Source organism: Rhizobium sp. YS-1r, assembly GCF_000757525.1.
GTDB lineage: Bacteria > Pseudomonadota > Alphaproteobacteria > Rhizobiales > Rhizobiaceae > Neorhizobium > Neorhizobium petrolearium.
This window is the reverse complement of record NZ_JPYQ01000055.1, coordinates 494,007-507,346: the sequence shown is the minus strand read 5'-3', so window position 1 is coordinate 507,346 and position 13,340 is coordinate 494,007. Positions and strand designations below refer to the sequence as shown.

13 protein-coding genes are annotated in these 13,340 nt (G+C 61.7%); 7 read left to right on the top strand and 6 right to left on the bottom strand.

Annotated elements, in window-relative coordinates:
- Both lysA and JL39_RS25180 read left to right on the top strand, forming a co-directional pair.
- A complete protein-coding gene (gene lysA, locus JL39_RS25185; RefSeq protein ID WP_037157101.1) occupies positions 1-1,269 on the top strand; it encodes a diaminopimelate decarboxylase in 1,269 nt (422 codons plus the stop codon).
- Positions 1,270-1,403: 134 nt separating this feature from the next.
- Positions 1,404-4,109 (top strand): TIGR02302 family protein, encoded by a 2,706-nt coding sequence (locus tag JL39_RS25180; protein WP_037157099.1) that lies wholly within the window; start codon positions 1,404-1,406, stop codon positions 4,107-4,109.
- Between the two features lie 190 nt (positions 4,110-4,299).
- Here JL39_RS25180 and JL39_RS25175 read toward each other — a convergent pair whose 3' ends face one another.
- From JL39_RS25175 to JL39_RS25165, 3 genes are all read right to left on the bottom strand, one after another.
- Entirely contained in the window at positions 4,300-4,659 is a 360-nt protein-coding gene (locus tag JL39_RS25175) for a response regulator (RefSeq protein WP_037157340.1), read from the bottom strand.
- A gap of 117 nt (positions 4,660-4,776) precedes the next feature.
- Positions 4,777-5,319 (bottom strand): hypoxanthine phosphoribosyltransferase, encoded by a 543-nt coding sequence (gene hpt / locus JL39_RS25170; RefSeq protein ID WP_037157097.1) that lies wholly within the window; start codon positions 5,317-5,319, stop codon positions 4,777-4,779.
- Between the two features lie 60 nt (positions 5,320-5,379).
- Positions 5,380-6,036 carry a hypothetical protein gene (locus JL39_RS25165; RefSeq protein ID WP_081952978.1) on the bottom strand — a complete coding sequence of 219 codons (657 nt, stop codon included), beginning with the start codon at positions 6,034-6,036 and terminating at the stop codon, positions 5,380-5,382.
- A gap of 205 nt (positions 6,037-6,241) precedes the next feature.
- On the opposite strand from JL39_RS25165, the gene ftsE reads away from it, so the two are divergent.
- From ftsE to JL39_RS25145, 4 genes are all read left to right on the top strand, one after another.
- Positions 6,242-6,901 (top strand): cell division ATP-binding protein FtsE, encoded by a 660-nt coding sequence (gene ftsE / locus JL39_RS25160; RefSeq protein ID WP_037157095.1) that lies wholly within the window; start codon positions 6,242-6,244, stop codon positions 6,899-6,901.
- A 97-nt stretch (positions 6,902-6,998) separates the two neighbouring features.
- A complete protein-coding gene (locus tag JL39_RS25155) occupies positions 6,999-7,949 on the top strand; it encodes an ABC transporter permease (protein WP_152601273.1) in 951 nt (316 codons plus the stop codon).
- A 79-nt stretch (positions 7,950-8,028) separates the two neighbouring features.
- Positions 8,029-8,745 carry a YdcF family protein gene (locus JL39_RS25150; protein ID WP_052183112.1) on the top strand — a complete coding sequence of 239 codons (717 nt, stop codon included), beginning with the start codon at positions 8,029-8,031 and terminating at the stop codon, positions 8,743-8,745.
- 94 nt (positions 8,746-8,839) lie between these two features.
- Positions 8,840-9,631, top strand: a complete 792-nt coding sequence (locus JL39_RS25145; protein WP_037157089.1) for a 1-acyl-sn-glycerol-3-phosphate acyltransferase — start codon at positions 8,840-8,842, stop codon at positions 9,629-9,631.
- Here the strand turns inward: JL39_RS25145 and JL39_RS25140 are convergent.
- Entirely contained in the window at positions 9,616-10,152 is a 537-nt protein-coding gene (locus tag JL39_RS25140) for a gamma-glutamylcyclotransferase (RefSeq protein WP_037157087.1), read from the bottom strand. The genes JL39_RS25145 and JL39_RS25140 overlap by 16 nt on opposite strands.
- Positions 10,153-10,218: 66 nt before the next feature.
- Between JL39_RS25140 and JL39_RS25135 the strand changes: the two genes are divergently transcribed.
- Positions 10,219-11,223: a DUF2125 domain-containing protein gene (locus tag JL39_RS25135; RefSeq protein WP_037157084.1), complete on the top strand. Its 1,005-nt coding sequence runs from the start codon at positions 10,219-10,221 to the stop codon at positions 11,221-11,223.
- Positions 11,224-11,232: 9 nt separating this feature from the next.
- Here the strand turns inward: JL39_RS25135 and JL39_RS25130 are convergent, their stop codons facing one another.
- Positions 11,233-12,162: a prephenate/arogenate dehydrogenase family protein gene (locus JL39_RS25130; protein WP_037157082.1), complete on the bottom strand. Its 930-nt coding sequence runs from the start codon at positions 12,160-12,162 to the stop codon at positions 11,233-11,235.
- Positions 12,159-13,268, bottom strand: a complete 1,110-nt coding sequence (gene hisC / locus JL39_RS25125; protein ID WP_037157080.1) for a histidinol-phosphate transaminase — start codon at positions 13,266-13,268, stop codon at positions 12,159-12,161. The genes JL39_RS25130 and hisC overlap by 4 nt, the downstream gene beginning before the upstream one ends.
- Positions 13,269-13,340: the final 72 nt, after the last annotated feature.

The following is a 13,340-nucleotide window of genomic DNA, read 5'->3' as shown; positions in this document are numbered from 1 at the left end:
GTGAACCATTTTCACTATATCGACGGCGTCCTGCACGCCGAAAACGTGCCGATCCCAGAGATCGCAAGGGCTGTCGGCACGCCTTTTTATGTCTATTCGACCGCGACGCTGGAGCGCCATTACAAGGTCTTCGCCCAGGCTTTTGCCGACGTGGACACCATGATCTGCTATGCGATGAAGGCGAATTCCAACCAGGCGGTGCTGAAGACACTGGGACGTCTTGGCGCAGGTGTTGACGTGGTTTCCGGCGGCGAACTGCGCCGCGCGCTGGCGGCCGGCATTCCGGCGAGCCGTATCATGTTCTCCGGCGTCGGCAAGACGGTGCAGGAAATGGATCTCGCGCTGGAAGCCGGCATCTACTGTTTCAACGTCGAGTCGGAGCCGGAACTGGAAGTGCTCAACCTGCGCGCCCGGAAAATGGGAAAGAAGGCGCATGTCTCCTTCCGCATCAATCCGGACGTCGACGCCCGCACCCACGCGAAGATTTCCACGGGCAAGAAGGAAAACAAGTTCGGCATTTCCTACGAGCGCGCCCGCGCCGTCTACGCCCATGCCGCGACCCTGCCCGGTATCGAGGTGACCGGCATCGACATGCATATCGGCAGCCAGATCACCGAGCTTGAGCCATTCGACGATGCCTTCCGGCTGCTGCGTGAACTCGTCGACACGCTGCGGGCCGACGGTCATCGCATCGACCACGTGGATATCGGCGGTGGCCTGGGCATCCCCTACAAGGACGACAACAATCCGCCGCCGTTGCCGGACGCCTATGCAGATACGGTCAAGCGCCAGCTCCGCTCGCTGAACTGCAGGATCGTCACCGAACCCGGCCGCCTGATTGTCGGCAATGCCGGCATTCTGGTGACCGAGGTCATCTATGTGAAAGATAGCGGCGAGAAGAGTTTCGTGATCGTCGACGGCGCGATGAACGACCTGATCCGCCCGACGCTTTACGATGCCTATCACATGATCCGCCCGGTCGTCGTGCCCCCTGCCGATGCCCCCCGCATCAAGGCCGATGTCGTCGGTCCCGTCTGCGAAACCGGCGACTACCTGGCGCTCGACCGCGAGATGGCGGCACCGAAGCCGGGCGACCTGATCGCCGTTGCGTCGGCCGGTGCCTATGGGGCCGTCCAGGCGGGAACCTATAACTCCCGCCTGCTGGTGCCGGAAGTCCTGGTGAAGGGCAGTGAATTCCACGTCGTGCGCCCGCGCCGCACCTATGAAGAGCTTATCGGGCTCGATTCTGTACCCGCATGGCTGGCGTGACGGGTTAACATCCGTTCACTTTTCGGGGAAAGACCGGAAAATATGGGGGTGAAACGCCCCCTGCCCTCGTCTTCGCCACAAAGATCGTTATCGTTAAAGCTTGATTTGCGCCGCCACGACTGGAGACGGACCGCATGAGCTTCATCCGCAAAGGTGCCTTCGAATCGCATCCTGTGCTAGCGCGACGCGTCGCGCTGAAGCGTTCCTTCGCGCGGATCGTTCTGTTTTTCGAGCGGGTTTTGCCGCTGTTGCTGCCTCCCCTGGGAATTGCAGCGCTCTTCCTGTCGGTCGCCTGGTTCGGGATTTTCCGCATTGCGCCGGATTGGGTGCGCTGGGTTCTGCTCGGCGGCTTCTCTCTTGCCTTTCTCTACTCCATCCTTCCCTTCGGCCGGTTGCGCTGGCCGGCCTCGGAAGAGGCCGACCGGCTTCTCGAAGACCGCAACAACCTGCCCCACCAGCCGGTCGGCGTGCAGGAGGATGAGCCGGCCTTCGAGACGCCCTTCTCCAGGGCGCTCTGGAAGGAACACCAGATCCGCATGGCTGAACGCATCGCCGCCCTCGATGCCGGCCTGCCGCAGCCCGATATCGCCAGGCATGACCGCTTCGCCCTGCGCGCCATCCCGGCACTCGTCTTTGCAATCGCGCTCGGTTACTCCTTCTCGAACGGCGGCGGCTCGCCGGCCGATGCGTTCCGCGCGGCTCCGCCTGCACCGAGCGTCAATCCCGACCTGCGCATCGACGCCTGGCTGACGCCGCCTTCCTATACCGGCCGCGCACCGGTGTTCCTGACCGGTCGCGAGGTGAATGCCGCGGTCAATAGCGTATCCATCCCCCAGAACTCCGCACTCACCGTGCGCGTCACCGGCGGCGAAGGTGGCGAGGCCGTGATCTTCACACCGGAAGCCGGCGGGGAGGAAGTTACGCTCATCACCGAGGAGGCCAAAAAGGCCGCCGAAGCTTCGGCCAGACAGCCGCAGCCGAATGGTGCACAGACAGCGGAGCAGGCTCCGGTTCAACCGCCGCAACCGCAGATCAACCAGCAGATGCCGCCGCGTACCTACGCGCTCAACATCGCCGAGAGCGGCAACCTGACCGTAAACGGCCAGAGCTGGGCTTTCGAAGTCATTCCCGACCGTCCGCCGGAGATCGCCTTCGACGGGCAACCGCGACGCTCCGTCAACGGTGCTCTTGAAATCGGCTTCACCGGCAAGGACGATTATGGCATCCGCGAAGCGCATGCGCTGATCGAGCCGGTTGAACAACAGGATCCCGCTGCAACCCCGCTCTATCCTCCGCCGGATTACAGGCTGAACCTGCCACGCCAGAACAGCCGCGAGGTCAAGGGTCTGACGAGCCGGAACCTGACCGAGCATCCGCTTGCCGGCAAGCGTGTCAGGGTCACGCTCGTCGCCAAGGATGGCGCCGGCCAGACAGGCCGAAGCCCTCCCCATGAAATGGTGCTGCCGGCCCGCGGTTTCTCCGAGCCGCTTGCTGCAGCCGTCGCGGAGGAGCGCCAGGTCTTTGCACTCGACACCCGTCAGATGCCGCGCGCCATCGCGCTAAATGAAGCGCTGGCGATCCGTCCTGACGAGACCATCCCGAATCTCGCCCATTTCCTGCTGATCCGTTCGGCGCAGGAACGCATGAAGCTTTCCCGCACCGAGGAACAGCTCAAAGACACCGCCGATTATCTCTGGGAAATAGCGATCGGCATCGAGGATGGCGATCTGTCGCTCGCCGAACGCCGGCTGCGCGATGCGCAGCGCAATCTTGCCGAAGCACTTGAGAACAAGGCCTCGGATGAGGAGATCGCCCGTCTGATGAAGGAACTGCGCGAAGCCATGCAGCAGTTCATGAACGAGCTTGCCCAGCGGATGCAGAACGCCCCGCAGGCGCCGAACAACATGCAGGCCCAGAACGTCATCCGCCAGCGCGACCTGCAGAACATGATGGACCAGATCGAAAACCTCGCCCGGTCCGGCAATCGCGATGCCGCCCAGCAACTCCTCTCCGAAATGCAGCGGATGATGAACAATCTGCAGGCCGGCCGCATGCAGCGCGGGCAGCAGGGCCAGCAGCAGAACAGCCAGATGCGTCAGCAGATCGACAAACTCGGCGAGATCATGCAGGAACAGCAGCGGCTGATGGACCAGACCTTCAAGCTGGACCAGGCGCTGCGCGACCGTATGCAGCGCGGCGATCCGAACCAGCAGCCCAACGAGCAGGGCCAGCAACAGCAGGGCCAACAGCAAGGCGAGCAGCAGCAGCAAGGCCAACAACAGGGTCAGCAGGGTCAGCAGAATACCGACCAGATGACGGCCGAACAGCTTCGCGAGGCGCTGAAGAACCTCCGGGCGCAACAGGATAGCCTCGGCAAAAAGCTGGAAGAGTTGCAGAAGGGCCTGAAGGACCTCGGCATGCAGCCTGGCGAAGGCTTTGGCGAAGCACAGCGCGAAATGGGCAATGCCGGCCGCGCGCTTGGCGAAGGCCAGGGCGAGCAGGCAGTCCAGGGTCAGGGCAACGCGCTCAGTGCGCTGCGTCAGGGCGCCCAGAACATGATGCAGCAGATGATGCAGGCCATGCAGCAGGGCCAGGGGCAAGGTCAGGACCGTGGCCCGGGTGAGAGCATGTCGTCGCAAGGCGGCCAGAACGGCCGCGACCCGCTTGGCCGGCCCCGTGCCACGTCAGGCCCGGATTTCGGCGATCAGGTGAAGGTGCCGGACGAGATCGACGTGCAGCGCGCCCGCGAGATCCTTGAAGCGATCCGCGAAAGACTCGGCAACGCGCTCTCCGGCGAGGCCGAACGGCAATACCTGGAGCGGCTGCTGGATATAAGGTAGCGGAGAAGATTATCTCCTCACCGACAAAATCCACGGCTTAGCTTCGCCAAGATCATGATTTGTGAACGCGGCAGCCTACCTCTCCTCTTGCAGGAGAGGTAGCAAACTCAAAACTTTGGCTGAAAGCTAGGTGTCAGAAATGCAAGGTGAGGGGGCGAGCAGATCTCGACTGCGTCACCTCTTGCCGCCCTCAGGCCGCCAGGGCTGCGGCGACGGCCTTGCGGATGTCCGGAAGGGCGAACGGCTTTTGCACCACGTCGACGATCTTGGCGGTAAGGTCATCGGCGCGCTCACGCTGTTCGGCATACCCGGTCATCAGCAGGATCTTGAGGCCCGGGAACCTGACGGAAGCCTGATGCGCCAGCTCGATTCCGTCCATGACCGGCATGCGGATATCGGAAAGCAGCAAATCGAAAGGGCCCTGGCTCAGCTTTTCGAGACCCTCGGCGCCGTCACCTGCTTCATGTGTCTCATGACCGTCGAGACGAAGCGCCCGCGCGACGAAGCTGCGGAGCGTATCCTCGTCCTCGGTAATCAGGATCTTTGCCATAGCGATCATCGCTCCCTGTCGTGTTTCATATCGGGAGCAACTCACCAGAGTTTTCTTGTCGAGGAGTAAATATTAGCCTTTACTGGGCTGGGATGGTTAACACCTTGCCACCAGGTCTCACGCATCGCCGGTGACGACACCGACGAAAGGCAATTCACGGAAGGCATAGGCAACATCCATGCCGTAACCGACCACGAAATAATCCGGACATTCGAAGCCTACATAATCCGCCTCCAGCGCCTCCTTGCGCTTCACGCGCTTGTCGAGCAGCACGGCGATTGAGACGTGGCGGGCGCCACGCTCGTAGAGCATCTCCTTGGCGAAAAGCAATGTGCGGCCGGATTCAAGGATATCGTCGATTAGCAGCACGTCGCGATCTTTCACGTCGCTGTCGATGTCCTTCACGATGCGCACGCCCTGCGAAACCGTGCCGGCGCCGTAGCTCGACAGGGTGATGAACTCCACCTCAGGCGCAAGGCCGACATCATGCAGCGCCCGCAGAAGATCGGCAGCGAAAATGAACGAGCCCTTGAGGATGGCGATGACAAGTAGATCTTTGGTCGGGCCGACAGCGATTTCGGCAGCCATGGCCCGGTTGCGTTCGGCGATCTGTTCGGCGGTATAAAGCGGCTCAATGGTCTTGCCGCGCACGACGGGCATGAGGTTCTCCGTGTCCGTTAAAGCGCTGCGATAGCACAAACGGCCGGAAAATAAAAAGGCTTACGCGCCTCGTTCGGCAAGCGAAAGCCGGAGGTCCGGCAGTTTTCCACCAGGATGCGGCACGCGGGCCGAAAAGCCCCGGCTCTGACCGCCCGCGATGGCGGAGGCAGGGGGCGAGATCAATGTGCTCGCCACCAGCTCTTCGCCGGACATCAGATCAGCGCGGATCGATGGCATGACGCGGCTGTCGCCACTGCGGTTCTCGACAATTCCGTTGATCAGCAGCACGCGCATGCCGTTGGCGTCCTGTGGTGTCATGGTGACATGCGTGATGTCGAATGCCGGACCCGCCGGAGCCGCTTCCGATCCGTTTAAAAGGAAGGAGAAGCCGCCCGCGAGGCCGAAAACCGTGACGAAGACGACCGCAACCACAGCCGAGAAGAAATCGGCGGATAGGCGCGACAAGGCACGTTCGCCCGCCGCGACCATCCGCTGCAGGAGTGGTTCGGCATCGACAGCAGATTCTGGGTCGTTACGATTGTCGTTATGCGAGCGCGGCTTTGAAGCGCGACGGGAAACATCACGAACCGTGACGAACTGAGCGTCGATGACCTCGCCGCGACGTTGCATTACCCGTCCTGCCCGGCCGGGATGATCCGGCGGAAGGATGTCCATGCGGATGACCGTCTTGCCCTGCTGGCTGTGGAACGTGCTCATGGGGCCTCTTCGGCCCGTTTTCCCCGATGTTGAGGGTTGCGGGCATTGAAACGAATCCCGCTCAGTCGTAAATTTAAATGGTTAATGCTTCGCAAACGCGACCCGAAATTAGCCTTTTTTACGCGCGTGATTTACCGTCCGTTTACCCGGGTCGTTAAGAGATAACGAGCACCAGAAATCTGAAGGCGAGAGACTGGGTCACCCATTGATTCATTTCGAAAATGTCGGCCTGCGCTACGGGATGGGTCCGGAAATTCTCCGGGACATGACCTTTGACATCCCCAAGCGGTCGTTCCAGTTCCTGACGGGGCCGTCCGGCGCGGGCAAGACCACGCTTCTGCGTCTGCTCTTCATGTCGCTGCACCCGACCCGCGGCATCATCCATATGTTCGGCCGGGACCTGTCTCAGATCCCGCGTGCCGAACTCCCCATGTTGCGCCGGCGTGTCGGCATCGTCTTCCAGGATTTCCGTCTGCTCGACCATCTTACGACCTATGAAAACGTGGCGCTGCCGCTGCGCGTCCGCGGCAAGGAGGAAAATTCCTATCGCAACGATGTGATCGAACTCCTGAAATGGGTAGGGCTGGGTGAGCGTATCAATGTGCTGCCGCCGGTGCTTTCCGGCGGAGAGAAACAGCGCGCCGCAATCGCCCGGGCGCTGATGGACCGGCCGGAAATCCTGCTCGCCGACGAGCCAACGGGCAATGTCGATCCGCCGATGGCGCGGCGGCTCCTCAGTCTCTTCCTGGAACTCAACCGGCTCGGCACCGCGGTGGTGATCGCCACCCACGATCTAGGTCTGATGGATCAGGTGGATGCGCGGCGGATGATCCTGACGGAAGGGCGGCTCGACATCTATGAATGAGCTTGGCCAAAAAATCCTGAAGGCGGCGAAGGCGACCAGGGCCGGCAGGCAGCCGGAACCGGCGCCGCCAACCCAACAACAGCCACGCCGGGCGGAAATGCGGGTGAGACCCACCGCTCCGATCCTGCCGCCCTCCAATATCCAGGGCAATGCGCTGATGGTGGTGATCGCCATCATGGCATTCCTCGCCTGTCTGACATTTGGCGCTGTCACCATGGTCAGGGCGACCGCCGCAGGCTGGCAGAGCCAGATCTCCCGTGAGATCACCATCCAGATCAAGCCCGAAGAAGGGCTCGACATGGACGCGGCGCTGAAGAAGGCCCGCGAGCTGGCGCTCACCTTCGTCGGCACCCGCGAAGGCACGATCATGGACGAGGACGCGACCGCCCGGCTGCTCGAACCCTGGCTTGGCACCGGATTGAACCTCGACGAACTGCCGGTGCCGCGTCTTGTCATCATCACCATCGACGAACAAAATCCGCCGGATTTCGCGGCCATGCGCGACCTCCTGAAGACGGAGGTACCGCAAGCCTTTCTGGATGATCACCGCACCTGGGTGGACCGCCTGGTCTCCATGGCCCAGACGACGGTACTGATCGGAACCGGGGTCCTGATACTGGTCTTCACGGCAATGATCCTCACGGTCGTCTTCGCAACGCGGGGAGCGTTGTCCGGCAACCGCCATATCGTCGAGGTATTGCATTTCGTCGGTGCGGAGAGTTCCTTCGTGGCAGGCGAATTTCAGAAGCATTTCCTCAAGATCAGCATCAAGGGCTCGGCCGCCGGAGGCGTGCTGGCGGCGGCCTTGTTCGCCGCTGCCAACATGTGGCAGGCCAATTCGCTGGCGACACCGGAAAGCGATCAGGCGACCGCTCTCTTCGGCTCCTTCACAATCGGCATCACCGGTTATCTCGGCATTTTCGCCACGATGATCGTGATTGCGTTGCTGACAACGCTGACGGCCCGGTTCACCGTGATGCGAACGATCGACGAGATCGACCTCATACGGTCCGATCCGGCGCGTTCCGATGGAGCGCCATCTTCTTGAACCGGGCTTCTTCCCCTTATAGGTTGGCCCTGTTCTCGCCACGAATCTCCGGCTATGCACGATCATGACACCGGCTCAGATGACACCCGACAATGGAGCAGACGGCAAGCCGAACCGTCCGCCCGCCAGCTTGTTTTCACGCAAGGGCCGGCTGCGCTGGGTTGCACGCCGCGTCATCATGGCGGGCGTTTTGTTCATAGCCGTGCTGTTCGGCGGTTTCCTGTGGTTTGCGAATTCCGTCACATCGCTCAAGGCACCGGATGGCGTGAAGGCAGACGCGATCGTTGTGTTGACCGGCGGCTACCTGCGCATCGAGCAGGCGCTCGGTCTCCTGAGGGATGGCGCCGGCCAGCGGCTTCTGATCTCCGGCGCCCATCCCTCCACGACACCGAACCAGATCCGCAAGGTAACCCAGGCCTCGCTGGACCTCTTCGCCTGCTGCGTCGACATCGGCTATGACGCGATCGACACGATCGGCAATGCCAATGAGATCAACCGCTGGATCCACGACCACGGCTACAGGTCCGTGCTGGTCGTGACCAACAACTACCACATGCTGCGCAGCCTGCACGAGTTGCGCCGCGCCGATCCGGTGACCGAATTCATCCCCTATCCGGTGGTCAATTCCGACCTCACCCGCAAGGCATGGTTCGCCGAACCGGATGTGTTGCGCACCATGCTCGCAGAATATGGCAAGGTCGTTCTGGCGACCGTGCGCGATTGGATCGGCATCGAGCGGGGCACCGGGCTGCGCACGGAAGCGGCCACCAAGACGGCGGCCAAGCCGGAGCCCTGACAGTCAGTCGCGTCCATGGAGCCGCCGACACAAGGCGCTTTTTTCGAAAGCCGATCTCGTGTAGGCAACGGCTGTTCAAAAGGAACTTCCATTCATGCTTCTGATACGCTCGGTTCTTTTCAACACGGCTTTTTATACGAATCTCATTATTCGCATGATCGTGCTGAGTCCGATCTATTTTCTGATGCCGCGCAAGGCCGCCTATCGGATTCCGAAAGCCTGGGCCGCTTCCTGCAATTGGCTGATGGCGAAGATCGTAGGAGCCACGTTCGAGATCGAGGGTTTGGAGAACGTACCGGAGGGCGGTTGCATCTTCGCGCCGAAGCATCAGTCCGCATGGGATACGGTAGCCCTCCTGCCCTATCAGAGGGACCCGGCCTACATCCTGAAGCGAGAGCTCATGTGGATTCCGCTGTTCGGCTGGTACGCGATGAAGCAGCGCATGATTCCGGTCAATCGCGGCGCCCGCGGCAAGATCATGATCGACGTGATGAAGCGCACCCGGGAGGAAATGGCAAACGGCCGCCAGCTCATCATCTACCCCGAAGGCACACGTCGCCCTCCGGGGGCCGAACCCCAATACCGATACGGCATCGCCCGCATCTATCGCGACGTGCAAGTCCCCGTGGTGCCGGTCGTCGCCCATTGGGGCCTGTTCTGGGGCCGCCGCAAGCTGATCAAGCATCCCGGCCATTTCAAGGTGCGCATATTGCCGCCGATCGCGCCCGGCATGGATCCGGATGCCTTCTACGCCCATCTCGTCGAGACGATGGAGCGCGAGAGCGACAAGCTGCTGATCGAGACTGTCGAAGCCAATCCGCATCTGCCGCTGCCGCCCACGGCCGTAAGGCGCCTGGCAGAGCTGAAAGCTCAGACCGCGGCTTGAAGGCGTGCCGCCACGGAAGCTCCCACGCCTTCCAGCCAATGATCGCGGATGCGCATCTCCTTCAGATGCGCGAGCGTGTTGAAGACGTATGCATCGTTGGGGCCAGATTGGCCAACGGACGTCCGGACGATTTCGGCCGCCTCCTCGACGCCGAGCGCGCCGGCATATTGCACATGCTGACGGTCGACCACATAACCCACCGCCCTCGCCTGCCGCCCATCGCCGAGCAACACGGGCAGCATCTTTTCCCTGTAAACATTGGTAACAAGCTCGCGGCGTCGCAGGTAATCGAGGACATCCTCCCGATCTTCCCGGCTTATCCGGAAAGCGACGCCGCGGCAGGAGCCGCCACGATCAAGACCGAGCACCAGACCCGGCTTTTCCGGCGTACCGCGATGCACATACGACCATACACAGAGGGAACGGCGAAAGCCGAAGGCACGTGCGGTCAGTCTTTCCTCAAACGCAAAACCCGGATTCCACATCAGGGACCCGTAGCCAAACACCCAAAATTCGTCCATATCGCGCGCAACACCAATTCAATCAAACAGACTGGCCTTTCGTTTTCAGCACCATTGGAGAACATCATGGCAGCGTCAAGCCGAACTGGCGTCAGCGGAAAATTATGGCTACTCGCCTGCGGCGTTGTGCTGGTGATCGCACTTTACACCGCCGGCTGGTTCTATGCCGCATCGACCCTGAGGGAACGGACCCTGACGCTGCTCGGCAGCCAGGAGAGGAACGGCGTTTCCGCCGAATGCAGCGATGCGGAATATCGCGGCTATCCTTTCCGGATCGGCCTGTTCTGCTCGAAGGTCGCGATCGATGATCGGGTAAACGGGATCTCTGCCACCTTCGGCGCCCTGCGCTCCGCCGCTCAGGTCTACAATCCCGGCCATATCGTCTGGGAACTCGATTCGCCGGTGGAAGCCCGTACCGGCCACGGCCTTACGGTTTCGACCACCTGGGAGAACTTCCAGTCGAGCCTGATCACCAGACTTCGGGGCGTAGAGCGAACTTCGACGGTGATCGAGAATGCCAAGACCAGTGTCGTCTCATCTTCAACCGGCCAGGCTTTCGATATCAGCGCCAGCCATACCGAAATCCATCTGCGCCAGAACGGCAGCGATCTCGATGCGGCCATGACGCTCGAAGGCACGGATCTGATGATGAAGGACATGCCGCAGCTCCTGCCCCGGCTGACGGCCAATGTCGCTGTGACGCTCAATGGTCGCGCCGGCATGATCGATGGCAGCGATCCGAACGGACTGGTTCTTTACGGCACGCAAGGTGAGATGCGCAGCCTGTCTGCCGATCTCGGCCAAGGCCGGCTGATTACCGTTTCCGGACCCTTTTCCTTCGACGAACAAGGCTATCTCTCCGGCAAGCTGAGGCTCAGGATCGAGCAGATCGATGCCTGGCGAAACAGTCTCGGAGAGGCCTTCCCGGAGATCGCCTCAACGCTCGAAACCGTCTCCAGGATGCTGTCGGCGCTGGGCGGCGGCAGGAACGCTTCGCTCGACCTCACCATCACCCGCGGCAAGGTCTTTGCTGGCGGCTTCATCCCGATCGGCGAAATCCCGCCGATCTAACCCGGAAGCTCACTTCTTCTGATCCAGCGCGTGGCGGCCGAAATCCGGCGCATCGACATCCTGGCCGGCCTCGATGATCGAGCGACGGACGGCGCGGGTGCGGGTGAAAAGTTCGAACAGCTTGTCGCCCTCACCCCAGCGGATCGCCCGCTGCAGGGAAGCGAGGTCTTCCGAGAAGCGCGCCAGCATTTCCAGGATCGCATCCTTGTTGTGCAGGCAGACGTCGCGCCACATGGTGGGGTCGGAAGCGGCAAGGCGGGTGAAGTCGCGGAAACCGGAAGCGGAATATTTGATGACTTCCGATTCCGTCACCGTCTCCAGATCGTCCGCCGTGCCGACGATGTTGTAGGCGATGATGTGCGGCAGATGCGAAACGATCGCCAGAACCTTGTCGTGATGTTGCGGGTCCATCTCGTCGATGCGCGAGCCGAGCGCTGTCCAGAAGGCCTTGAGCCTGTCGAGCGCTGCCGGATCGGTGCCCGGCAGCGGCGTGAAGATGCACCAGCGGTCGCGGAACAGGCCTGGGAAGCCCGCGTCCGGACCGGACTTCTCCGTGCCCGCAAGCGGGTGGCCGGGAATGAAATGCACGTTCTCCGGCACATGCGGCGCCATCTGGGCGATGACGGAAGCCTTGGTGGAGCCGACATCGGTGACGATGGCGCCAGGCTTCAAGCTACCGGCGATCTGTTTTGCCACCGCCTCCGACGCGCCGACCGGCACCGAGACGATCACCAGATCGGCATCCTTCACCGCTTCCGCAGCGGAGGCCACATAGCGATTGCCAAGTTCCAGCTCCTCGGCGCGCTTGAGCGTTTCGGCGCTGCGGGTGGAGATCACCACCTCACGGGCAAGCCCGAGTTCCTTGACGTCACGCGCGATCGACGACCCGATGAGACCGATGCCGATCAGCGCGATCCGGTCGAAATGCGGCTCCGTCATGCGCTCCTACCCATGAATTCGCCGAGCGCCTCGATGACGCCGCGATTGGCTTCTTCCGTGCCGATCGTCATGCGCAATGCGTTCGGGAAACCGTAACCCTTCACGGCCCGCAGGATATAACCACGGCTCGTCAGGAATGCATCCGCCTCCGGCGCACGCTTGCCGTCCGCATCGGGGAAATGGATGAGGACGAAATTGGTGACGGACGGCGTTACCTTGAGGCCGATCGCCTCGAAAGCATGTGTGAGCTTGTCGAGCCACAGCGTGTTGTGTTCGACCGCCTTTTCAACGAAAGCCTGGTCGCGGATTGCAGCCGCACCCGCGGCAATCGCCGGTGCATTCATGTTGAACGGACCGCGCACGCGGTTCAGCGCATCGAGGATACCGGCGGGGCCATACATCCAGCCGATACGCAGTGCAGCAAGACCATAAACCTTCGAGAAGGTGCGGGTCATCACCACGTTGCGGTTGTTCGAAACCAGCTCAAGCCCCGCTTCGTAGTCGTTCTTGCGGACATATTCCGCATAAGCGGCATCGAGAACGAGAATGACGTTCTTCGGCAGCCCCGCATGCAGGCGACGGATTTCAGCGACCGGGACATAAGTGCCGGTAGGGTTCCCGGGGTTGGCGATGAAGACCATCTTCGTCTTCTCGGTCACGGCGGCAAGGATCGCGTCGACATCGACCGTACAATCCTTTTCCTTGACCTCGACCGGCCTGGCGCCTGCCCCCATGATCTGGATCTTGTAGACCAGGAAGCCATGTTCGGTGATGATCGCTTCATCGCCCGATCCGAGATAGACATGGCAGAGCAGGCCGAGCAGTTCGTCGGACCCGTTGCCGCACATGATGTTCGCGACATTGAGGCCGTGCACGGAAGCAATCGCCTCGCGCAGCGCCAGCGCCTGGCCGTCCGGATAGAGTTCGAGATTGCCGGCGGCCTGTCTGAACGCCTCGACCGCTTTCGGGCTCGGCCCGAGCGGCGTTTCGTTGGAGGACAGCTTGAAGACACGCGCCACACCGGGAGCATGTTCCTTGCCGGGCACATAGGCGGCAATATCCAGGATGCCTGGACGTGGAACGGGCTCACTCGTGACGATGTTCATCGGATCAACCTTTTCGGAAATGCCTCAAGCGGCGATGATCTGAGTGGCATTAAAGCCGAAAACGGCCTTTGT